General features: G+C 66.1%; 23 protein-coding genes. 15 read left to right on the top strand and 8 right to left on the bottom strand.

The window, feature by feature from the left end; all coding sequences use genetic code 11:
- Positions 1-5: 5 nt before the first annotated feature.
- Positions 6-389, bottom strand: a complete 384-nt coding sequence (locus GQY20_RS25590) for a VOC family protein (protein ID WP_157220002.1) — start codon at positions 387-389, stop codon at positions 6-8.
- Positions 390-392: 3 nt separating this feature from the next.
- A complete protein-coding gene (locus GQY20_RS25595) occupies positions 393-1,163 on the bottom strand; it encodes a CsgG/HfaB family protein (RefSeq protein WP_198351206.1) in 771 nt (256 codons plus the stop codon).
- Between the two features lie 278 nt (positions 1,164-1,441).
- On the opposite strand from GQY20_RS25595, the gene GQY20_RS25600 reads away from it, so the two are divergent.
- From GQY20_RS25600 to pdeM, 3 genes are all read left to right on the top strand, one after another.
- A complete protein-coding gene (locus GQY20_RS25600; RefSeq protein ID WP_157220003.1) occupies positions 1,442-4,135 on the top strand; it encodes a TonB-dependent receptor in 2,694 nt (897 codons plus the stop codon).
- A 79-nt stretch (positions 4,136-4,214) separates the two neighbouring features.
- Positions 4,215-6,641 (top strand): ligase-associated DNA damage response DEXH box helicase, encoded by a 2,427-nt coding sequence (locus GQY20_RS25605; protein ID WP_157220004.1) that lies wholly within the window; start codon positions 4,215-4,217, stop codon positions 6,639-6,641.
- 121 nt (positions 6,642-6,762) lie between these two features.
- Positions 6,763-7,425: a ligase-associated DNA damage response endonuclease PdeM gene (gene pdeM, locus GQY20_RS25610; protein ID WP_157220005.1), complete on the top strand. Its 663-nt coding sequence runs from the start codon at positions 6,763-6,765 to the stop codon at positions 7,423-7,425.
- A gap of 108 nt (positions 7,426-7,533) precedes the next feature.
- Here the strand turns inward: pdeM and msrA are convergent, their stop codons facing one another.
- From msrA to pabB, 4 genes are all read right to left on the bottom strand, one after another.
- Positions 7,534-8,241, bottom strand: a complete 708-nt coding sequence (gene msrA / locus GQY20_RS25615; protein WP_232476251.1) for a peptide-methionine (S)-S-oxide reductase MsrA — start codon at positions 8,239-8,241, stop codon at positions 7,534-7,536.
- Positions 8,238-8,735, bottom strand: a complete 498-nt coding sequence (gene msrB / locus GQY20_RS25620) for a peptide-methionine (R)-S-oxide reductase MsrB (RefSeq protein WP_157220006.1) — start codon at positions 8,733-8,735, stop codon at positions 8,238-8,240. The genes msrA and msrB overlap by 4 nt, the downstream gene beginning before the upstream one ends.
- A 55-nt stretch (positions 8,736-8,790) precedes the next feature.
- On the bottom strand, positions 8,791-9,993 hold the full coding sequence (locus GQY20_RS25625; protein ID WP_157220007.1) for a pyridoxal phosphate-dependent aminotransferase: 1,203 nt from the start codon (positions 9,991-9,993) through the stop codon (positions 8,791-8,793).
- A 124-nt stretch (positions 9,994-10,117) separates the two neighbouring features.
- Positions 10,118-11,893 carry an aminodeoxychorismate synthase component I gene (pabB, locus tag GQY20_RS25630; protein ID WP_157220008.1) on the bottom strand — a complete coding sequence of 592 codons (1,776 nt, stop codon included), beginning with the start codon at positions 11,891-11,893 and terminating at the stop codon, positions 10,118-10,120.
- A gap of 65 nt (positions 11,894-11,958) precedes the next feature.
- Here pabB and GQY20_RS25635 point away from each other — a divergent pair, with 65 nt between their 5' ends.
- Positions 11,959-12,630, top strand: a complete 672-nt coding sequence (locus GQY20_RS25635; RefSeq protein ID WP_157220009.1) for an MBL fold metallo-hydrolase — start codon at positions 11,959-11,961, stop codon at positions 12,628-12,630.
- Here GQY20_RS25635 and GQY20_RS25640 read toward each other — a convergent pair.
- A complete protein-coding gene (locus GQY20_RS25640; RefSeq protein WP_157220010.1) occupies positions 12,609-12,950 on the bottom strand; it encodes a metalloregulator ArsR/SmtB family transcription factor in 342 nt (113 codons plus the stop codon). The two genes, GQY20_RS25635 and GQY20_RS25640, sit on opposite strands and share 22 nt — an antisense overlap.
- A 193-nt stretch (positions 12,951-13,143) precedes the next feature.
- Between GQY20_RS25640 and GQY20_RS25645 the strand changes: the two genes are divergently transcribed.
- On the top strand, positions 13,144-13,947 hold the full coding sequence (locus GQY20_RS25645) for an acyl-CoA desaturase (RefSeq protein WP_232476252.1): 804 nt from the start codon (positions 13,144-13,146) through the stop codon (positions 13,945-13,947).
- Here GQY20_RS25645 and GQY20_RS25650 read toward each other — a convergent pair.
- A complete protein-coding gene (locus GQY20_RS25650) occupies positions 13,938-14,348 on the bottom strand; it encodes an MAPEG family protein (RefSeq protein WP_157220012.1) in 411 nt (136 codons plus the stop codon). The genes GQY20_RS25645 and GQY20_RS25650 overlap by 10 nt on opposite strands.
- A 177-nt stretch (positions 14,349-14,525) precedes the next feature.
- Here GQY20_RS25650 and rpmF point away from each other — a divergent pair, with 177 nt between their 5' ends.
- From rpmF to rsfS, 10 genes are all read left to right on the top strand, one after another.
- Positions 14,526-14,705: a 50S ribosomal protein L32 gene (gene rpmF / locus GQY20_RS25655; protein ID WP_157220013.1), complete on the top strand. Its 180-nt coding sequence runs from the start codon at positions 14,526-14,528 to the stop codon at positions 14,703-14,705.
- A gap of 22 nt (positions 14,706-14,727) precedes the next feature.
- The gene (gene plsX / locus GQY20_RS25660; RefSeq protein ID WP_269769781.1) at positions 14,728-15,774 is read left to right on the top strand and encodes a phosphate acyltransferase PlsX; all 1,047 of its coding nucleotides are present in this window, start codon (positions 14,728-14,730) and stop codon (positions 15,772-15,774) included.
- The gene (locus GQY20_RS25665; RefSeq protein WP_157220014.1) at positions 15,771-16,730 is read left to right on the top strand and encodes a beta-ketoacyl-ACP synthase III; all 960 of its coding nucleotides are present in this window, start codon (positions 15,771-15,773) and stop codon (positions 16,728-16,730) included. The genes plsX and GQY20_RS25665 overlap by 4 nt, the downstream gene beginning before the upstream one ends.
- Positions 16,731-16,811: 81 nt before the next feature.
- The gene (locus GQY20_RS25670; RefSeq protein WP_157220015.1) at positions 16,812-17,111 is read left to right on the top strand and encodes an integration host factor subunit alpha; all 300 of its coding nucleotides are present in this window, start codon (positions 16,812-16,814) and stop codon (positions 17,109-17,111) included.
- 11 nt (positions 17,112-17,122) lie between these two features.
- Positions 17,123-17,503: a MerR family transcriptional regulator gene (locus GQY20_RS25675; protein WP_157220016.1), complete on the top strand. Its 381-nt coding sequence runs from the start codon at positions 17,123-17,125 to the stop codon at positions 17,501-17,503.
- A gap of 82 nt (positions 17,504-17,585) precedes the next feature.
- Complete coding sequence (locus tag GQY20_RS25680; protein ID WP_157220017.1) at positions 17,586-18,866, top strand: glutamate-5-semialdehyde dehydrogenase; 1,281 nt, start codon at positions 17,586-17,588, stop codon at positions 18,864-18,866.
- A 31-nt stretch (positions 18,867-18,897) separates the two neighbouring features.
- Entirely contained in the window at positions 18,898-19,140 is a 243-nt protein-coding gene (locus tag GQY20_RS25685) for a CopG family ribbon-helix-helix protein (RefSeq protein ID WP_157220018.1), read from the top strand.
- Positions 19,137-19,424: a type II toxin-antitoxin system RelE/ParE family toxin gene (locus GQY20_RS25690; RefSeq protein ID WP_269769782.1), complete on the top strand. Its 288-nt coding sequence runs from the start codon at positions 19,137-19,139 to the stop codon at positions 19,422-19,424. The genes GQY20_RS25685 and GQY20_RS25690 overlap by 4 nt, the downstream gene beginning before the upstream one ends.
- Positions 19,421-20,086: a nicotinate-nucleotide adenylyltransferase gene (locus GQY20_RS25695; protein ID WP_157220020.1), complete on the top strand. Its 666-nt coding sequence runs from the start codon at positions 19,421-19,423 to the stop codon at positions 20,084-20,086. The genes GQY20_RS25690 and GQY20_RS25695 overlap by 4 nt, the downstream gene beginning before the upstream one ends.
- Positions 20,062-20,451 (top strand): ribosome silencing factor, encoded by a 390-nt coding sequence (gene rsfS, locus GQY20_RS25700; RefSeq protein WP_157220021.1) that lies wholly within the window; start codon positions 20,062-20,064, stop codon positions 20,449-20,451. The genes GQY20_RS25695 and rsfS overlap by 25 nt, the downstream gene beginning before the upstream one ends.
- Positions 20,452-20,457: the final 6 nt, after the last annotated feature.

The raw sequence follows: 20,457 nt of genomic DNA on the forward strand, positions 1-20,457 counted from the left end.
ACGCATCAGGCGCCGGGCGGCTCCCACAATTCGATCGCATTGCCCTCGGGATCGTGGATGCGCGCGAAGCGGCCCGCCTCCGGCGAGTCCCAGGATGGATCGGTGACGATAGCGATGCCGGCTGCACGCAAGCTGCCGAGAAGCGCGTCGAGGCCAGCCACGCGCAGATTCAGCATCCACTGCTTGTCGGCAGGGAAATAATCCGTCGTCGCCTTGAACGGAGCGAATGCGACTGGGCCGCCATGGGCTGTCCACGTCCAGGACTCCGGCTCGCCCGCACCTTCGGCGCTGAGGCCGGCACCGATGCCGAGATGGCGGCGATACCATTCCGAGAGCGCGTCGGGATCGGCGGCCCGAAAGAAGAGGCCGCCGATCCCGAGGACGCCCACGGCTCAGCGCGCCTGCGGCGCGGCGGCGCTCGGATCCAGTGGCAGGCCGCCGAGCTGGGTCACGAGCTGCTTATAGGCATCGAGATAGGCCAGCACGAGCACCTGGCCGATATCGGTGTTCTGATAGCCGCCACCGCCGGCCGCGGCGAAGCCGCCCCACCAGCCGGCGCCGCCGCCGCCGCCGAAGCTGACGTCGGACTTGCGGGCATAGCCCTCGGTCAGCCGCTCCTGCTCGGTGGTGCGGGCATTGACGAGGGTGAGGGTGACGTTCGCTTCCTTCTTGCTGACCCGAAGGCCGCCGAGAATGCCGCCGAACGTGCTGCCGCCCAGGAAACCGCCCAGCGCGCCGGCGATGTTGCTGCCGCCCGAATTGCTGTTCTTGCTGACGATATCCGGAACGATGAAATAGTCCGCTGCCTTCACCTGGCGCTTGCCGATGTTCGATCCGGCCTGCAGCTCACCCGAATCGGCGAGGGCGCGTTCGATATTGCGGCTGGCGAGACCCTTGTTGCGATCGACGAGGCCGAAGCAGCCGGACTTCATCACGAACACCTTGATCACCGCTTCCGGCGACCCGAGGCCGAGCGGCTGCCACCAGTTGGTGTCGGGTTCGACGATGGCGACGGTGCCGAGTCGCTTGGTGCAGATCGGAATCTCTGCCTCGCCCTTGTCCTGCGCCTTGCGCCCGGACGACTTGTCAAAGGCGAAGGCCGTGGCCGAATTGACGAGGAGCGCCGCTATCATGGGCACGGCGGCGAATTTACGAAGACGCATAATTCCCCCAAGGACTCTGTGGAAGAGAGGCCGGCGATAGCCATACTCCATCCATTCCGGCAATGCCATAAATCACAGTCCCAGACTGTCTTTTGCAGCCAAGCGAAACGGCTGGCCGTGTGGCGGCAGGTTTCGACGATGTTGCTGCACATGCGAGAGAAAATGCTTTGGATCGTGCCGTTTCGACGCCGATCGTCGGCGTTTCTGCTCCGCCGATAGTGGCGTCACCCCTGCGATTAGCCTAGCATTGGCGTCAAAGAAGGGGCGTTGGGGGCATAATGAAATTGGGCTGGCTGTTGCCGGCGGTCTGGGCGCTGGGGAGCGCGCAGGCAGTCGCGCAAGCGGGCGCGGACGTGGATGGGCGGCCATCCGATCCCGGTGATATCATCGTGACGGCCACGCGGCGAAGCGAGACGCTCGCCTCCGTGCCGCTTGCCATATCCGTCGTGGGGGGCGAGACGCTCGCCCGATCGGGCGTCGTCGATCTGCGGCAGCTCATCCAGCTTTCGCCGTCGCTGCTGGTTTCCTCCACCCAGTCGGAAGCGGCCGCCGCGCAGGCGCGCATCCGCGGCATCGGTACGGTAGGCGATAATCCGGGCCTCGAAAGCTCCGTCGCGCTGTTCATCGATGGGGTCTATCGGTCCCGAACCGGAATGGGGCTTTCCGAACTGGGCGCCATCGACCGGATCGAGGTGCTGCGCGGGCCGCAGGGGACGCTGTTCGGGCGCAACGCGTCGGCGGGTCTGATTCACGTGATCACCGCCAAACCGCAGTCCACGACGGGCGGCATGGCCGAGTTCGGCTATGGTAATCATCATCAGTATCGCGGCCAGATTGGCCTTACCGGGCCGGTCACCGACCGGCTGGCCTATCGTATCGATGGCGTGTGGACGAGGCGGGACGGCTTCATCCGCGACACCGTCTCGGGCCGCGACGTCAACGGCCGCAACCGTTGGCTGGCGCGCGGGCAATTGCTCTTCCAGCCGGACGACGCACTCTCGATCCGCATCATCGGCGATTATGCGCGCCGCAACGAGGAATGCTGCGCGGCCGTCTATCTGCCGGCGCGGGACGTCAGGCCGTCGCCCGGCGGCGGGATCAGCTTCGCGCCGTCCACGATCCTCGGCATCGAGCGCGCACTGGGCGCGCATATCGACGACGACGATCCCTTTGCCAGGAAGACAGCGCTCACACCGGGGCTCGGCTATCCTTCCCGCACGCGCGATTGGGGACTATCGGGCGAGATCGGCTATCGCTTCGGCGCCGCGACGCTGACCGCCATCACCGCCTATCGCGATTGGCGCTACCGCCGCGGCCAGGATGCGGACTTCAACGATCTCGATCTCATCCGCCGCGACGATGATGGCGGCAACAGCCAGCGTTTTCGGACCTTCACCCAGGAGATGCGGCTGCAGGGCAAGGCGCTGCACGGGCACCTCGATTTCCTGCTCGGCGGCTATTACGCGCATGAGCGGCTCGGGCTCCGCGACAATCTCGGCTATGGCGCCGATTATCAGCGCTTCGCCGATTGTCTGATCGCATCCGGTCTGGCCGGCCAGATCGGCGTGCCGGGCCTCGTTTCGCCGGGTGGCACGGGCTGCATCAGCACCGAGACCGCGGGCGCCCTGGCTGGCAATCCGGCCCTGCCGCCCCAGCTTCGCCAGACGGTGGCCCTGCTCGCAGGGCTTGCGCCGGGCGTGCCTGCGGGCGGCTATGGTGCGATCGCCGCGGCGCTCGGCCTGCCCGGCAGCGGCTTTGCGGGCAGGCGCGAAGAGGATCGCTATTCCCAGCGGAGCGACAGCTTCGCAGTCTTCACCCACGACGTCATCGCCCTGACCGACCGGCTGAGCCTGACCCTGGGCGCGCGCTACACGCATGAACGCAAGACGCTGGACGCCACTCTCACGGATGACAATGAGCTGTGCCGCGCGATCGCCGGCTCGCCGTTCAGCGGTTTCGCGCTGCCGGCATGCGGCGCCCTGCCCTCGGTGCCGGGCGGGAGCCTTTCCGGCCGCACGCACAGACGAGAAACCCAATGGTCGGGCAATGCCGTGCTAAGCTATCGGCCGACGTCGCGGCTGATGGTCTATCTCAGCTATGCGCGCGGCTACAAAGCGGGAGGATTTGATCTCGATCGCAGCAATTTGCCGCGCCTTGCCGGTGGCGCGGGGCCGGTCGCGCCGACGGCGACGCTCGTCGATCTCGCCTTCGCGCCCGAGAAGGTGCAGGCCTATGAGGCGGGTCTCAAATATAGCCGGCCCGGCATCGATCTTAACGTCGCGCTGTTTCGTGAGCTGTTCCGCAATTTTCAGCTCAACGCGTTCAACGGACTGAGCTTCGACGTGGTGAACATCCAGAGCTGCTCCGCCGCACTGGCGCCGGGCAGCGCCTGCCCCTCGGGCAAGAGGCGCAGCGGCGTCCGATCGCAGGGGATGGAGGTGGAGGCCTTGCTGCGCCCGACGCGCCTCGTGACCGTGAATTTCGGACTCACTTATGCGGACGCGCGCTATCGCCGCAATCTGGTCGATGCTGACGGGCGCCCTCTGTCGCCGGCGCTCTTCCAGCTTCCGGGCCGGCGTCTCTCCAGCGCGCCGGCCTGGACGGCAACCGGAGGCGCCGGCTGGACGCCGGCGCTCGGCCGGGGCGGGCTGTCCGGGCTCCTCTATGCCGATATCCGCTATCAGGGCCGAATGAATTCGGGATCCGACCTCGATCTCGAAAAGGTACAGGGCGGAGTCGCTACGGTGAATGCGCGCCTCGGTGTGCACGGCAGGGCCGATCGCTGGGCGCTGGAGCTATGGGCGCAGAATCTGTTCGATGCTAACTATCTGCAGGTTGCTTTCGATTCGCCGCTGCAGGGTCAAGGGTCGATCCGCGCCACCCGGGCGACCGGCATGGTCTCCACCGGCGTGTTCAACGCATTCCTCGCTGATCCCCGGACCTTCGGCGTCACGCTGCGCACGCTGTTCTGACGAGGCCGGACGGACGCGCGAATTCCTGAGCGCGTGCGCAAAAGCGGGAAATTCCTCTTATTCCATGCTTTAAGGGGGCATGAGCGCCGACTCTTCCGAGCCTGATCTTCCGCCGGCCGTGGCGGGCTGGTTCGCAGCCAGGGGCTGGTCGGTGCGCCGGCACCAGCAGGCCATGCTAGCCGCGGCGCGGGCGGGGCGGCATGCCCTGCTGGTCGCGCCGACCGGTGCTGGCAAGACGTTGGCCGGCTTCCTGCCCAGCATCGTCGATCTCGCAGAGCGGCCGATGGACCGGCTCCACACCCTTTACGTCTCGCCGCTCAAGGCGCTGGCGGTGGATGTGCGGCGCAACCTGCTCGATCCGATCGAGGAGATGGGGCTGCCCGTTCGGGTGGAGACGCGCACCGGCGACACCCCTTCGGACCGCAAGGCGCGGCAGCGCGCGAGACCGCCCGAGATGCTGCTCACCACGCCGGAATCGCTGAGCCTGCTGCTTTCCTATCCCGATGCCGCGGGACTGTTCGCCACGCTCCGGACGGTGGTGATCGACGAGGTGCACGCATTTGCCAACCAGAAACGCGGCGATTTGCTCGCGCTCTGTCTCTCCCGGCTGCAGCGGCTGGCGCCCGGGATGCGGCGTGTGGCGCTGTCAGCGACCGTTGCCGATCCCGACGCCTATCGTGCCTGGCTTGCGCCGGACGGCGATATCGACGCGGTGGACCTCGTACGGGGCGATCCTGGCGTGCCGGCGCGCATCTCGATTCTGCTGCCCGAGGATCGGGTTCCTTGGTCGGGCCACTCGGGGCGTTATGCCGCCGAGCAGGTGATGGCCGAGATTGAGACGCATCGCACCACCATCGTCTTCTGCAACACGCGTGCGCTGGCCGAACTGATCTTCCAGGATCTGTGGAAGGTGAATCTGCAGAGCCTGCCGATCGGCATCCATCACGGATCGTTGAGCCGCGAGGCGCGGCGCAAGGTCGAAGGCGCGATGGCGGCCGGCCTGCTGCGCGGGCTGGTCGCCACTGCCAGCCTTGATCTCGGGGTCGACTGGGGCGATGTCGACCTCGTCATCCAGATGGGCGCGCCCAAGGGCTCGTCCCGCCTTCTTCAGCGCATCGGGCGCAGCAACCATCGGCTCGACGAACCATCGGAGGCCGTGCTCGTGCCCGGCAACCGCTTCGAATATCTGGAGGCGCGCGCGGCGCTGGACGCGGTGGATGAGGGCGAGCTGGATCCGGACGTCTTCCGTCCCGGTACGCTGGACGTGCTCGCCCAGCACATCATGGCCTGCGCCTGCGCCGAGCCCTTCGCGGCGAATCAGCTCTATGAGGAAGTCACCGGCGCCGCACCCTATTCCGGGCTCGATCGAGAGACCTTCGATCGCGTGCTGCACTATATCGAATCGGGCGGCTACGCACTGAAGGCCTATGACCGCTTTCGCCGCCTGACCCTGGGCGCGGACGGGCTGTGGCGCGTCACCCATCCCCAGTTCGCGCAGCAGCATCGCCTGAATGCCGGCATCATCGTGGAGGCGCCGATGGTCGAGGTGCGCTTCCGCAACGGGCGCTCGCTCGGCAAGGTGGAGGAACTGTTCGCCGCCGCGCTGACGCCGGGCGACACCTTCTTCTTCGCCGGCATGGCGTTGGAGGTCGAGCGGGTCGACGCCACCGACTTGGTGGTGCGCGCGACCAGCAAGTCGGCCCGCATCCCGAGCTATATGGGCGCGCGCCTGCCGATCTCGACGAATTTGGCGGATCGGGTGCGGCGGCTGCTCCATGATCATGATCAGTGGCCGCGTTTTCCTGCGGACGTGCGCGAGTGGCTGGAGGTGCAGGATCGCCGCTCTGTGTTGCCGAGCCCTGGCCAACTTCTGGTCGAAACCTTTCCGCGCGAGGGGCGGCATTACATGGTCGCCTACAGCTTCGAAGGCTGGAACGCTCATCAGTCGCTCGGCATGCTGATCACACGGCGTATGGAGACGGCGGGGCTGATGCCGCTCGGCTTCGTCGCCAACGACTATGCGCTCGGCACCTATTCGCTGAAGCCGGTGACGAACCCAGCCGCGCTCTTCTCTCCCGACATATTGGAGGACGAGTTCGTCGAATGGGTGCAGGGCTCGGCGCTGCTCAAGCGCGCCTTTCGCGAAGTGGCGGTGATCGGCGGACTGGTCGAGCGGCAGCAACCGGGCAAGAAGAAAAGCGGAAGGCAGGTCACCTTCTCGACCGACCTCATCTACGATGTGCTGCGCCGTTACGAGCCGGACCATCTGCTGCTGCGCGCCGCCTGGGCGGACGCGCGGGCGCGGATGACCGACGTCGGCCGCCTTGCCCATCTGCTCGATACGGCGGCGGACCGCATGGTGCATGTCGATCTTCCCCGCATATCGCCGATGGCGGTGCCCGTGCTGGTATTGATCGGGCGCGAGACGGTGGCACAGGGGCTGGCCGACGATGCGCTGCTCGAGGAAGCGGAACTGCTTGCTGCCGAGGCGATGCGCGAGGATTAGCGGCGTGTCGGTCTTTCACCGATCCACCCGGCTTTGGTCTGGATTGATCTGAAGCCGGTCGGTGGATGGATTTTGGCTGCCACTCTTGCCGCCGCCCTCCGCGCCGCCTTATAGCAAGCTTATGGTTCGCCTTTCGTTCTCCGGTGTCGATTTTCTCGCCCTGCGCCAGGGGGCACTGTTCTGGCCGGCGCGGCGGGCTTTGTTGGTGGCCGACCTGCATCTCGAAAAGGCGAGCTGGTATGCCTGCCGGGGGCAGATGCTGCCGCCCTATGATTCGATCGCGACGCTTGCCGATCTGACCGCGCTCGTCGAGGAGACGGGCGCGCGGGAGGTCTGGTGTCTGGGCGACAGCTTCCACGATCGCGCGGGCGGCGAGCGGCTGAGCGATCGAGCCCGCGCGGCGCTGGACATGCTTACCAGCTCGATCGATTGGAGCTGGATCACCGGCAACCACGATGCCGGCCTCGCCGCCGATATCGGCGGCCGCGTGCTGGCCGAGGCGGTGGTGGACGGGCTGGTGCTGCGGCACGAGGCCCATCCCGGCGATGGCCGTCCGGAATTGTCCGGTCACTTCCATCCCCGCCTTCGTCTTCAGATGCGGGGGCGCAACGTGGCGAGGCGCTGTTTCGTGGCGGGAGAGACCAAGCTCATCCTGCCGGCCTTCGGTGCGCTCACCGGTGGGCTCGACGCCGGCGATCCGGCGATCGGCCGCGCGGTGGGCGGACCGGCCCGGGCGCTGGTGCCCGTGGCCGACCGGCTGCTCAGCTTTCCTTTGGCTGCCTGAGGGGACGGACTACCCACCCGGTCATGCCAGCGAAAGCTGGCATCAACCCGCAATCGGTCGACTGCTGCGAGCGATCCCAGCTTACGCTGGGATGACGAAAAAAAGGCCTCATCCCCTGGCGTTCACCAGTACCGGCTGCTCGCGCCAACTCTGCGGATAGAGCCGCTTGAGCGCCGCCACCTTCGGCAGATCATTGACCAGGATATAGGGGTAGCGCGGATGGCGGGCGAGAAAGTCCTGGTGATAGGTTTCTGCCGGATAGAATCCCTTGAACGGCTCGATCCGCGTCACGATCGGTGCAGACCAGAGCCCGGCCTTGTCGAGCTGGGAGAGATAGGCGCGCGCTACCTGCGTCTGCTCGGGCGTCGTCGGGAACAGGGCGCCGCGATATTGGGTGCCCTGGTCCGGGCCCTGGCGGTTGAGCTGCGTCGGATCGGCCACCACCGAGAAATAGATGCGCAGCAGCGAGCCATAGCTCACAATCCTGGGATCGTAGGTGATCTGCACCGATTCAGCATGGCCGGTGTCGCCTCCGCTCACCGTCTCATAGGCGGCGGTGGCGCGGGCGCCGCCCGAATAGCCCGAGACGGCGGCGGTCACGCCCTTCACATGGCTGAAAACGCCCTGCACCCCCCAAAAACAGCCGCCGGCGAGCACCGCGGTCCGGCTGGTGGCGCCATCGGGCGGGTCATAGGCCGGTGCGGGCGCCTGGACGGTGCCCTCGGCCGCGATCGCCGCAGGGTCGGACGGCAGGATGCCGATGGCGCCGAGCGCGATCGCAGTAGCGGCGAAGCCGGTCAGGAAAATGCGCATCATGCCTTGCCTCCCTTCGCGGGCGCGAACTGGAGCGCCACCCCGTCCATGCAGTAGCGCTTGCCGGTGGGGGGGGGACCATCGTCGAACACATGGCCGAGATGGCCGCCGCAGCGCCGGCAATGCACCTCGGTCCGTTCATAGCCGAGTTTCGTATCGGTGGAGGTGCGGACAGCATTGGGCAGCGGTTGCCAAAAGCTCGGCCAGCCGGTGCCGCTGTCGAACTTCGTCGCTGAGGAATAGAGCGGCAGCGCGCAGCCCGCGCAGGTGAAGGTGCCCTTGCGATGCTCGTTGAGCAGCGGGCTCGATCCCGGCCGCTCGGTGGCGGCTTGGCGCAGCACCGCATATTGCGCCGGGGTCAGCCGCTTGCGCCATTCGGCGTCGGACAGCGTCACTTCGAACCGGCCCGGGCCGGCACCGGCGGCGGTGCCGCCCACCAGCGCCGATACGGCAAGCATGCCGCAACTTCCCAGAAGCGTGCGGCGGTCGAATGTCATGGTCGTCACTCCAGCCTAGTCTGCCGATAGATGCGGCAGACCGGCCGGAATGGTTTCAACGCAGCGCGGCGCAGGCCGTCTGGATGCGGGTGCAAGCCTCGGTGAGGATCGCCTCGGAGGTGGCATAGCTGACGCGGAACGCCGGTTCGAGCCCGAACGCCCCGCCATGGACGGCGGCGACATGCGCATCGTCCAGGAAATAATCGATCAGCATCTCGTCATTCTCGATCTTCACACCGCCGGGCGTGGTCTTGCCGATCAGGCCGGAAACGTCGGGATAGACGTAGAAGGCGCCCTCGGGACGCGGGCACACGACGCCGTTGATCTGGTTCAGCATCGATACGACGAGATCGCGCCGGCCCATGAACGCCTCGTTGCGCGCGATGAGGAAATCCTGCGGGCCGTTGAGCGCCGCGGTCGCCGCGGCCTGCGCGATCGAGCAGGGGTTGCTGGTGGATTGCGACTGCAGCTTCGCCATCGCCTTGATCAGCGGTGCCGGGCCGCCGGCGAAGCCGATGCGCCAGCCGGTCATCGAATAGGCCTTGGAGCAGCCGTTGACGGTCAGCGTCCGCTCGTAGAGGTCGGGCGCGACCTGGGCGATGGTGGCGAATTCGAAGCCGTCATAGACGATATGCTCGTACATATCGTCGGCCATCACCCACACGTGCGGATGGCGGCGCAGCACTTCGGCGATCGCCTCCAGCTCGGCGCGCGTATAGGCGGCGCCCGAGGGGTTGGAGGGCGAATTGAGGATCAGCCACTTGGTCGCGGGCGTGATCGCCGCGTCGAGCTGCTCGGGCTTCAGCTTATAATTCTGATCCGCGCCGGCCGCGATGAACACGGGCGTGCCGCCGGCGAAGTTCACGATATCGGGATAGCTCACCCAATAGGGGGCCGGAATGATCACCTCGTCGCCCGGATCGACCGTGGCGACCAGCGCGTTGAACAAAGTGTGCTTGCCGCCGACGTTCACGCTGATCTGCTGGGCGGTATAATCCAGCCCGTTGTCGCGCTTGAACTTCGCGGCGATCGCCGCCTTGAGTTCGGCCGTACCGTCGACATTGGTATATTTTGTCTTGCCCTGGGCGATCGCCTCGATCGCTGCGGCCTTGACGAAATCGGGGGTGTCGAAATCGGGCTCGCCGGCGGAAAGGCCGATCACGTCGATGCCCTTCGCCTTCATCTCGAGCACGCGGCTCGTCATGGCGAGGGTGGCGGACGGCTTGATGCGGCCGAGCGCGGCGGACGTGAGGCTCATGGGGATCGCTTTCCTGGGATGACGATTGCGCGCGCGCCTATAGACCGGGCGCGGCGCACGGGGCAACCGCTCCCGCACTCGCAGCCCGTCCAAGATTGCGGCGCCGAGCCGACTTTTCAGAAACTCACGTCAGCGCGGCGGGCACCAATCCGCGTAGCGCGTTGCCGATCAGGAAGCCGCCGGTCAGATCCTCGGCTTTGAGATCGCCCTCGACCGCGCCGCCCTCGGCGATCAGCCGGTCGCGCAATATGCCGGGGAGGAGCCCGCGCGCGAGAGGCGGCGTGACCAGCCTGCCGTCCCGCTCGACGAACAGGTTGGTGAAGCTGCCTTCGGTGAGGAAACCCTCCTCGTCGCAGAAGATCACCTCCCACGCGCCGGCTCTGCGCCGTGCTTCGTCATAGAAGGCGCGATCGCTAGTCTTGTGCGCGAGGCGGAAGTCGCGCGGCGGCACCGGCAGCGGCTGCAGCGCCACGGTGACCGGCCCTTCGGGCGCTGCGGGCAATGGCCGCACCTCGATCGCGATCGTGCCGCTGGGCGAGAGGCGAAGGCGCACGCGGCGGGGACCGGGCAGGGGAAAGGTGGCTGCCTGCAATTCGTTGCGGGCGGCGTGGCGATCGAAGAGGAAGCCGAACCGCGCGGCGGACTGCTTCATCCGCGCGAGATGGCGTTCGAGGTCTGCGATGCCCTCGGCAGGATCGAACCGCATGGTCTCGATGAGGTCGAACGGATGCTGGCCTTCGGTCACATAGGCTCCCTTGGCGAGGCATTCGCGCCATTCGGCCGGGCTTTCGGAATCGGCGACGATCCCCGATCCCAGGCCCAGCACGGCATGGCTTGCCCCCTTCTCCGCAACGAGCGTGCGGATCGCCACATTGAACGCGGCATTTCCCTCCGGATCAAGCCATCCGATCGATCCCGTGTACGGACCGCGGGGTGAAACCTCGATTTCCGCAATGATCTCCATCGCGCGGATTTTCGGAGCGCCGGTAATCGACCCACAGGGAAAGATCGCCTCGACTACGTCGATCGCATCCCGGCCGGGCGCCAGCTGTGCCGTGACGGTGGAGGTGAGCGTGTGGAGCGTCGGATAGGTTTCGAGCGTGAACAGCGCCGGCACGGCGACGCTGCCCGGCTTGGCCACGCGGGCCAGATCGTTGCGCAGCAGATCGACGATCATCAGATTTTCGGCGCGCTGCTTCGCGTCGGCGACGAGTGCGGTCGCCGCGGCACGATCGGCTTCCGGATCCGGATCGCGGCGCACCGTGCCTTTCATCGGCCGCGCGCTCAGGCGACCCGCATCGAGGGTGAAGAACAGCTCGGGCGAAGAAGAGAGCAGCCAATGCGCGCCCGTGTGGACGATGCCTCCCCATCCCGCGCGGCTGGTTCCGCGCAACCGGGCATAGAGCGCCAGCGGGTCGCCGGCGAAGGGCACCGATGCGCGGAAGCTGAGATTGGCCTGATAGATGTCGCCGGCGGCGATCCACTCATGCACGCGGGCGAAGGCCGTGCCGTAGACGGATTCCTCAATCTCAGGTACGGGCGTGCCGGCCCAGGCGCCGGCCGGATCGGGCAGCAGCGGGCCGATCTCCGCCCCGTCGAGCAGCGTCACATCGTCGAACAGGCCGAACCACAGGAGCGGCGGCGCATCGGATGCCCGCACCGGTGCGAGCGCGGTCAGACGCGGCTCGAACGCCAGGCCCGCTTCATAATCCAGCCACCCGGCGGCATGCAGGCCGCCGTCTCGCGCCTCGCGCAGCGCGGCGAGGGCCGGGATAACCTCGTCCTGCGCATGTGCGACGACGCACCGCACCGGATCCCGGTAGAGACGCGCGGATCCACCGTCCTGCGCGCGCGCATCGTCGAGCAGAACGAAGGGGCGCTGGACGTCGAGTGCGGACATGACGGCGCCCATGCCCACCGATTCGCGCGGTTGCAACTTCCCATGCCGCCCGCCATCTCTGCACCATGACCGAAAACGCGACTCCTCCGCTCAAGGCGGTGATCATTCCCGTCACGCCGCTCCAGCAGAATTGCACCTTGTTGTGGTGCACGAAGACGATGAAGGGCGCCTTCGTCGATGCCGGGGGCGACCTTGCCAAGCTCAGGAAGGTGGCGGCGGACCAGGGCGTGACGATCGAGAAGCTGCTCGTCACCCATGGCCATATCGACCATTGCGGCGGGACGGGCATTCTCGCCGAGGAACTCGGCGTGCCGATCGAGGGGCCGCAGGAGGAAGATCGCTTCTGGATCTCGATGCTCGGCGAGCATGGCCGCGATTACGGTATCGAGGGGCGCCCGTTCGAGCCCAACCGCTGGCTGGAAGATGGCGACCAGGTGACGGTGGGCGAGCTGGTGCTGGATGTGATCCACTGCCCCGGCCACACGCCGGGCCATGTCGTCTTCTACCACGCGCCTTCGCATCTCGCGCTGGTCGGTGACGTGCTTTTCCGTGGCTCAATCGGCCGCACCGATTTCCCGCGCGGCAACCATGACGAGCTGATTCGTTCGATCACGCAGAAGCTCTGGCCGCTGGGCGGAGACACGCGCTTCGTGCCCGGCCACAACGAGATGTCGACCTTCGCGCGCGAGCGCGCGAGCAACATGTTCGTCGCCGATCAGGTGCTGGCCGGGGGCTGATCCTCGGGCGGGCGGGGGGCACTGGCGGCAATCGAGGCGCTTTCGGACTTCAGCGGCCGTGACACCGGGCAAACGTCCTGTAGATAGCCGTTCAGCGTATTGACGAGATTGTCCTCGACAAGGCGATAATGGACATATTGGCCGCGTTTTTCGCTGGCCACCAATCCCGCATTTTCGAGCACGCTCAGATGCTGGGAGACGGCGGGCTTCGATATGGAGAAACGTGCCGCGATCTCGCCCGCCGTCAGCTCTGCATGGGAAAGATAGGCGAGAATCTGCCTTCGGATCGAGGAAGAGAGGGCTTCAAAAACGCGCTGCATTATTGGTATTTAAGGAGTTGCTTCATCTCTTGCAAAGGGTGTCTCCTTTGATTAAGAAATAACTTAATTACCTATAAGGTGATCTATGCGTGACGATCCTTATGCGGTTAATGCCCTGATTGAAACTGCTGGTGCGGATGCCGTATCAGGTTCGGTGCGATGGGATCCGGTGCACTCTGCTTGGAACGGTGGGATGGCGGCCGTGTCGCTCGTTGCCGGACCGCTGCTCGTGACGCCCGGCGCGATGACTCTGTTCGTCCTGACGACAGGGATGGGCCTGCTGCTCGGTCACTCCGTCGGTTTCCATCGCCGGCTGATCCATGGCAGCTTCGATTGCCCCTTATGGCTGGAACGCGTGCTGGTCTGGTTCGGCACCAGCGTGGGAATGAGTGGACCTTTCTGGATGATTCGCGCGCATGATCTGAGGGACTGGGCGCAGCGCCAATCGACTTGCCATCCCTATCTCGCCCATCGCCGTTCTCCGCTGTCGGATGCCTGGTGGCAGCTTCATTGCCGGCTGCAACTTGCATATCCGCCGTCTTTCGATCTCGGGCGAATCGGGCGCGATCCCTTCTACCGATTCCTCGATCGAACTTGGATGGCCCAGCAGATTCCGTTGGGACTGCTCTTCTATCTGTTTGGGGGATGGAGTTGGGTGGTCTGGGGCGTCTGCGCGCGCGTTGCCGCGTCCGTTCACGGCCATTGGTTGGTCGGGCATCTCGCGCATCGCCGCGGAGCGCAGACCTGGCTGGTCGAGGGCGCGGGTGTTCAGGCGCATGACGTGCCTTGGGCCGCTATTCCGACGATGGGCGAGGCGTGGCATAACAACCATCACGCCTTCCCCGGCTCTGCACGGATCGGTCTGTATCCGGGACAAAGCGACTGGGGCTTCGCCTTCATCCGGCTGCTCGAGAGAATCGGCCTTGCCTGGAATGTACGCACACCCGAGACGATGCCCTGGCGAGCCGGACTCTCCCTCGCCCCGCCTCAGGGCTGAGGCTGCGTCGCCGGCACCGTATATGGCAGCCAGAGCGCGTAGCCGGCGAGCCCCAGCAGCACGAGGAAGGTCAGGCCGATACCGGCGCCACGCATCCAGTTGGCGTCGCCGCGCTCCAGCCCGAACGGGTGCGCCACGCGGCCCAATATGTAGAGGATGCCCGCTACCCAGAGACCGGTCTTGGAAGCTTGGGCCAGTTCGAGCAGCGCCAGGAGAATCAGGACGAACGGCGTATATTCGACATAGTTGGCATGGGCGCGCATGCGCGCGATCAGGGTCGGGTTGCCGCCGTCGCCGACCAGCACCTTCGCTGCGGCGCGGACCCGCGCCGTGCGCACGGCCAGCCAGAAATTCAATATGGCGGCGGCGCCTGCGATGGTGAGCGTGATCGGTAACATCATCTATGATCCCCTTCTCTCGTATCCTGACCCGCGATGCTTGCAACATACGCTGAAATCGCTATAGGGCCATGCGTTCGCGATGAGCCCCGCTGCCGGGTCCGTTGGCTTCGTGCCCGGATCGAAGGCGGCTAAGCTCGTCGCTTATTCTTTTTTGAACTGATTGGAACAGGTGCCGAGATGGCCGTCCCCAAGAGAAAAACCTCGCCCTCGCGGCGGAACATGCGTCGCAGCCATCACGCGCTGTCGGTCGAGTCGTTTCAGGAATGCCCGAACTGCGGCGAGCTGAAGCGCCCGCATAATCTCTGCTCGGCTTGCGGGCACTATAACGGTCGTGAGATCGTCCCCGCCGAAGCCTGAGGCACAGGGGGGAGCGGATACCGTGGGCGAAAGCACGCCGCGGATCGCTATAGACGCGATGGGGGGAGATGGCGGTCCGGCCGTAATGGTGGCCGGCGCCGCTTTGGCGCGTAAGCGCTTCCCTGATCTTGCTTTCCGCCTGTTCGGTGACGAGACGGCGCTGCGTGCCGAACTCGCTCGCCACAAGGGATTCGACGCTGAGATCGTCCACGCACCGGACAAGATCTCGGGCGAGGACAAGCCGAGCCAGGCGATTCGTCGGGCAAAGACGACGTCGATGGGGCTTGCCATCGCGGACGTGAAGGCGAAGCAGTGCGGCGCGGCTCTGTCCGCGGGCAATACCGGCGCGCTCATGGCGATGTCGAAGCTATCGCTGCGCACCATGCCCGGCATCGATCGACCCGCGCTCGCCGCGCTGCTGCCGACATTGGGCGACAATGATGTCGTGATGCTGGATCTCGGTGCGAACACCGAGTGCGACACTCAGAATCTCGTCCAGTTCGCGATCATGGGCGCGGCCTATGCGCGCACGGTGATGAATCTTTCGACGCCGCGGGTGAGCCTGCTCAACATCGGCACGGAGGAACTCAAGGGCACCGATGAGCTGCGGGACGCCGCCGCGCTGCTGCGCGAGGCGCATTTCCTGCCAATCCGGTTCACCGGTTTCATCGAAGCCGATCGGCTCGGCCGCGGCGAGACCGACGTCATCGTCTCCGACGGCTTCTCCGGCAACATCGCGCTCAAGTCGGTCGAGGGCACGGCCCGTTTCGTCACCGATCTGTTGCGGCGCGCCTTTGCCAGCTCGCTGCGGTCCAAGGCCGGCTTCCTGCTCTCGCGCCCCGCTTTCCGGCTGCTGAGCGTCCACCTGGATCCCAATAATCACAACGGCGCCGTTTTCCTCGGCCTCAATGGCATCGTCGTGAAGAGTCACGGCGGCGCCGATGCGCAAGGTGTCGCCAACGCGATAGGTGTCGCCGCCTCTATGCTCGAAAATGACATCAGCCGCCGGATCGCCGACGATCTGGCCAATTTCCGCACGCATGAATCCTCGGTGGTGGCCGCCCAGTGACGCGTCGTGCCATCATTGCCGGAACGGGCTCCGCGCTTCCCGTCCGCCGCGTCTCCAACGAAGAGCTGGCCCGGACCGTCGACACGTCCGACGAATGGATCGTCGAACGGACGGGCATTCGCTATCGCTACATAGCAGGCGAGAACGAGACGACCGGCACGCTTGCCACAGAAGCGGCGCGCCGTGCCCTCGACGCCGCCGGCATTGCGCCGGAGCAGGTGAAGCTCATCGTGCTCGCCACGGCGACGCCCGATCAGACTTTTCCTTCCACCGCCACGAAGGTTCAGACCGCGCTCGGCATCGCCGATTGCGTCGCCTTCGACGTGCAGGCGGTCTGCTCCGGCTTTCTCTATGCGCTCGGGGTCGCCGAAAGCATGATCCGCGGCGGCACCGCCGACGTCGCGTTGGTGATCGGGTCGGAGACGTTCAGCCGTATCCTCGACTGGGAAGACCGGGCGACCTGCGTCCTTTTCGGCGACGGCGCGGGCGCCGTGGTGCTGAAGGCGGAGGAGGGGGAGCGCGGCGTGCTTTCCGTCAAGCTTCATGCCGACGGTCGCCATAATCAGCTCCTCTATGTCGATGGCGGCCCTTCGACCACCGGCACGGTGGGCAAGCTGCGCATGAAGGGATCCGAGGTCTTCCGCCATGCGGTGGTCAATCTGGCGACCGTGCTGGGCGAGACGCTGGAGGCTGTGGGGCTGAGCGCCGAGGATGTGGACTGGGTGGTTCCGCACCAGGCGAACCGCCGGATTCTCGACGCCACCGCGCGCAAGCTCGGCCTTCCTCCGGAGAAGGTGATCATCACCGTCGATCGCCATGCCAACACCTCCGCCGCCTCCGTTCCGCTGGCCCTGGACGAGGCGGTGCGCGACGGACGGATCAAGCGCGGCGACCTGCTCGTGCTCGAGGCGATGGGCGGCGGCTTCACCTGGGGCGCGGCGGCCGTTCGCTATTGAGGCAATCCGCCGCGAATCAGGGGTTTGCACGTTGTGCAAGCCTGCGATATGCTTTTGCCGGGATTGCGGAGGGGACCTCGAATGGCTGTTGCCGGAACCTTGACCCGGGCTGACCTTGCCGAATCTGTGCATCGCGAGATCGGCTTGTCCCGTGCCGAGTCAGCCAATCTCGTCGAGCAGATACTCGAAAACATGTGTGCAGCCCTGTCGCGCGGCGAGAATGTGAAGATTTCCGGCTTCGGCAGCTTCATCCTTCGGGACAAGGGCGAACGAATCGGCCGTAACCCGAAAACCGGAGTCGAAGTGCCGATCGCGCCGCGCCGGGTGCTCACTTTCCGTGCCAGCCAGATGATGCGGGAACGCATCGTCAAGAGCGCCTGACCGAGGCCTGGATGGCGGAGGAGAAAGCCGAAGGCGCGTTCCGCACGATCGGCGAACTCTCGGAAGAGCTCGGCTTGCCGCAGCACATATTGCGCTATTGGGAAACCAAGTTCCCGCAGTTGCGCCCTTTGCAGCGCGCCGGCAATCGCCGCTATTATCGCCCCGCCGACGTCGATCTGGTGAAGCGGATCGACGGGCTGCTCAATCGTGAAGGCTATACGATCAAGGGCGTTCAGAAGCTGCTTTCAGCCCGCACCGGCAGGACGGCGATTGCGGTCCCCGACGACATGCCGCTGCCTGTCGTGGCTGCGCGGGCTGGCCTTGCCCCGCATGTCCGTTCCGAATTGCGGGCGATCCGTGACGAGTTGATGCAGGCGCTCGCACGCGATTGACGCCGCCGGGCGGGTGCCCCGGTGCTTTGTGCCCGCACGCCCTACGTTCGCATCGCCCGCGAACTATGTTAGGGGCGAGACCATGGCTACTGCGATACTCGAAGAGCGTCCCCTCGACGCCACCGCCCTCATCGATGACATGGGCCGCCGCGCGCGGGCCGCTGCTGCGGTGCTGGCGCGGACGCCGACCAAGCGCAAGGCGGAGGCGCTGCGTGCTGCCGCGCGCGCGATTCGCACGCGTCAGGCCGAGATTCTCGCCGCCAATGCCGAGGATATGGCGAAAGGCGAGGCCAACGGGCTCACCGCCGCGCTGCTCGACCGGCTGAAGCTCGACGCCAAGCGGCTGGAAGGCGTCGCCGCGGGGCTGGAGGCTGTGGCGGCGCTGCCCGATCCTGTCGGCGAGACGATTTCGGAAAGCCGCCGGCCCAACGGCCTCGTGCTGCAGCGCGTGCGCGTGCCGCTCGGCGTGGTGGGCATCATCTATGAAAGCCGGCCCAACGTAACCGCGGATGCCGGCGCGCTGGGTCTCATGGCCGGCAATGCGGTGATCCTGCGCGGCGGATCCGAGGCGATCACGACGAGCCGCGCCATTCATGCCGCGCTGCTCGACGGGCTGCGCGAGGCGGCCCTGCCGGAAGATGCCATCCAACTGATCCCCGTCACCGACCGCGCTGCCGTCGGGGCGATGCTGAAGGCGGCCGGCCTCATCGACATCATCGTGCCACGCGGCGGCAAAGGGCTCGTCGCGCGCGTGCAGGAAGAAGCGCGCGTGCCCGTGCTCGCCCATCTCGACGGCCTGTGCCACACTTATATCGATCGCGCCGCCGATCCGGAGAAGGCGCTGTCGCTGGCGGTCAACGCCAAGATGCGGCGCACCGGCATCTGCGGCTCCACCGAGACGCTGCTGATCGATTCGGCCTATGGCGATCCCGCGCCGATCCTCTCCGCCTTGATCGATGCCGGCTGCGAATTGCGCGGTACCGATTCGGTGCGGGCGATCGACGGGCGGATCAAGGCCGCGACAGACGAGGACTGGGATACGGAATATCTCGACGCGATCTGTTCGGTCGCGCTCGTCGACGGCATCGATGCCGCCATCGCCCATATCGAGCGGCACGGCTCGCATCACACCGATGCGATCGTCACCGAGGATACGGCGGCAGCCGAGAAGTTCCTGAACGAGGTCGATTCCGCGATCGTGATGGTCAACGCCTCGACCCAGTTCGCCGACGGCGGCGAATTCGGGCTGGGCGCGGAGATCGGCATTTCTACGGGGCGGATGCATGCGCGCGGTCCCGTCGCGCTCGAAGGGCTGACCACCTATAAATGGCTGGTGCGCGGCACCGGCCAGACGCGGCCTTGAACCTGCTGTATCGGATGTATACATTCGATACATGAGCAAGACCGCCGTCATTACCGCCCGTCTGGACGTCGATACTCTGGCGCTCGTCGACAGGATCGCCGGTGCGCATGGCCGTAGTAGGGCATGGTTCGCTGCGCGGGCGATCCGGCATGCGGCCGAACAGGAAGCGGAGCTGCTGGAATTCCTGCAAAAGGGGATCGACGCCGCTGAGTCGGGCGATTTGATCGATCATGACGCGGTTTTCCGCGAGATTCGGGCACGACGGACGGAATGAGGCGCGTTCGCTGGACCCGTCCGGCCATGGAAGATCTTGCCGCGATCGATGCATATTGGCAGGAGAATGCGTCGGATCGCGCGGATGCCGTTCTTGGGCGGATCGAGGCCGCAGCGATGTTCCTTGCGGAGATTCCGGAGGCTGGCCCCGAGTTCGAAGAAATAGGTGCGCGCAAGTGGAGCATCGCCCGGACGCGGTATCAGCTCTTTTACAGAGTGAGAGATAGCGAGATTCAGATTCTCCGTGCGCGTCACGCGAGTGAAAACCGGCGGGATCCGTCATGATCCGCACCGGCCTGCTCGGCGGCTCCTTCAATCCCGCGCATCGCACCCATCGCAAGATCAGCCTTGCGGCGATGGAGGCGCTCGGGCTGGATGAGGTGTGGTGGCTCGTTTCGCCCGGCAACCCGCTGAAACGCGCCGCGCGGGACATGGCGCCGCTCGCCGCACGCTATGGTTCCGCCTTGCGCATGGCGCGCCGCGCGCCGATCCGGCCGACCGTGATCGAGCTCGACCTGCGCACGCGCTACACTGTCGACACGCTCGTCCGGATCGTTCGCCGCTATCCGCATCGCCAGTTCATCTGGCTGATGGGCTCGGACAATCTGGAGCAGTTTCCGCAGTGGCGGCAGTGGCGGAGGATCGCGCGGACGGTGCCGATTGCGGTCGTCGTCAGAGAAGGATATGATAGGCCGGCCCGTGCCGTGAGGGCAATGGGCTGGCTGCGGCGCTTCGTTCGGCCCGCAGGCCAGGCGCAGGAGTGGACGCACTGGAGATTGCCGGCGCTCGTGCAGTTGCGCTTTCGCCCAGATCCCGTCTCCGCCACGCGGCTTCGTGCCACGAACCCCGGCTGGCATGCCGATTATGCCGACATGGCCTCGCGCGATCGCGTCACGCGCCGGCCAATCCCCATGGAGGATCTTTGCCCAGTACCGCCGCTGCCTTAGGCAGCAAGCCCGATCCCGTCGAAGCGCTGCACCAGCTGGTGCTTGCCTCGCTCGATGATGACCAAGCCCTCGACACCGTTTCCATACCGCTGGCCGGAAAGAGCAGCATCGCCGATCACATGGTGATCGCGAGCGGCCGTTCCACGCGGCAGGTGGCGTCGATGGCGCACAAGCTGGTCGATCGCATCAAGGCCGAAACCGGCAAGGTTGCCCGTATCGAAGGGCTGCCGACGGCCGATTGGGTGCTGATCGACGCGCAGGACGTGATCGTCCATCTTTTCCGACCGGAAGTCCGCAGCTTCTACAATCTGGAGCGGATGTGGGCCTTCGGCGAAGCGCCGAGCGCGGCCGCCAGCGAAGCCTGACGCCGC

Source organism: Flavisphingomonas formosensis (genome assembly GCF_009755815.1).
Lineage (GTDB): Bacteria > Pseudomonadota > Alphaproteobacteria > Sphingomonadales > Sphingomonadaceae > Flavisphingomonas > Flavisphingomonas formosensis.

Bases quoted from the DNA above. Each gene is read 5' to 3' on its own strand.
- pabB (WP_157220008.1), bottom strand. From the start codon at position 11,893: ATGTCCGCACTCGACGTCCAGCGCCCCTTCGTTCTGCTCGACGATGCG.
- GQY20_RS25690 (WP_269769782.1), top strand. From the start codon at position 19,137: ATGAGGCGCGTTCGCTGGACCCGTCCGGCCATGGAAGATCTTGCCGCG.
- GQY20_RS25675 (WP_157220016.1), top strand. From the start codon at position 17,123: ATGGCGGAGGAGAAAGCCGAAGGCGCGTTCCGCACGATCGGCGAACTC.
- GQY20_RS25680 (WP_157220017.1), top strand. From the start codon at position 17,586: ATGGCTACTGCGATACTCGAAGAGCGTCCCCTCGACGCCACCGCCCTC.
- pdeM (WP_157220005.1), top strand. From the start codon at position 6,763: ATGGTTCGCCTTTCGTTCTCCGGTGTCGATTTTCTCGCCCTGCGCCAG.
- GQY20_RS25685 (WP_157220018.1), top strand. From the start codon at position 18,898: ATGAGCAAGACCGCCGTCATTACCGCCCGTCTGGACGTCGATACTCTG.
- msrB (WP_157220006.1), bottom strand. From the start codon at position 8,735: ATGACATTCGACCGCCGCACGCTTCTGGGAAGTTGCGGCATGCTTGCC.
- GQY20_RS25640 (WP_157220010.1), bottom strand. From the start codon at position 12,950: ATGCAGCGCGTTTTTGAAGCCCTCTCTTCCTCGATCCGAAGGCAGATT.
- GQY20_RS25650 (WP_157220012.1), bottom strand. From the start codon at position 14,348: ATGATGTTACCGATCACGCTCACCATCGCAGGCGCCGCCGCCATATTG.
- GQY20_RS25625 (WP_157220007.1), bottom strand. From the start codon at position 9,993: ATGAGCCTCACGTCCGCCGCGCTCGGCCGCATCAAGCCGTCCGCCACC.
- rpmF (WP_157220013.1), top strand. From the start codon at position 14,526: ATGGCCGTCCCCAAGAGAAAAACCTCGCCCTCGCGGCGGAACATGCGT.
- GQY20_RS25595 (WP_198351206.1), bottom strand. From the start codon at position 1,163: ATGCGTCTTCGTAAATTCGCCGCCGTGCCCATGATAGCGGCGCTCCTC.
- msrA (WP_232476251.1), bottom strand. From the start codon at position 8,241: ATGATGCGCATTTTCCTGACCGGCTTCGCCGCTACTGCGATCGCGCTC.
- GQY20_RS25645 (WP_232476252.1), top strand. From the start codon at position 13,144: ATGGCGGCCGTGTCGCTCGTTGCCGGACCGCTGCTCGTGACGCCCGGC.
- GQY20_RS25600 (WP_157220003.1), top strand. From the start codon at position 1,442: ATGAAATTGGGCTGGCTGTTGCCGGCGGTCTGGGCGCTGGGGAGCGCG.
- GQY20_RS25695 (WP_157220020.1), top strand. From the start codon at position 19,421: ATGATCCGCACCGGCCTGCTCGGCGGCTCCTTCAATCCCGCGCATCGC.
- GQY20_RS25605 (WP_157220004.1), top strand. From the start codon at position 4,215: ATGAGCGCCGACTCTTCCGAGCCTGATCTTCCGCCGGCCGTGGCGGGC.
- GQY20_RS25635 (WP_157220009.1), top strand. From the start codon at position 11,959: ATGACCGAAAACGCGACTCCTCCGCTCAAGGCGGTGATCATTCCCGTC.
- GQY20_RS25670 (WP_157220015.1), top strand. From the start codon at position 16,812: ATGGCTGTTGCCGGAACCTTGACCCGGGCTGACCTTGCCGAATCTGTG.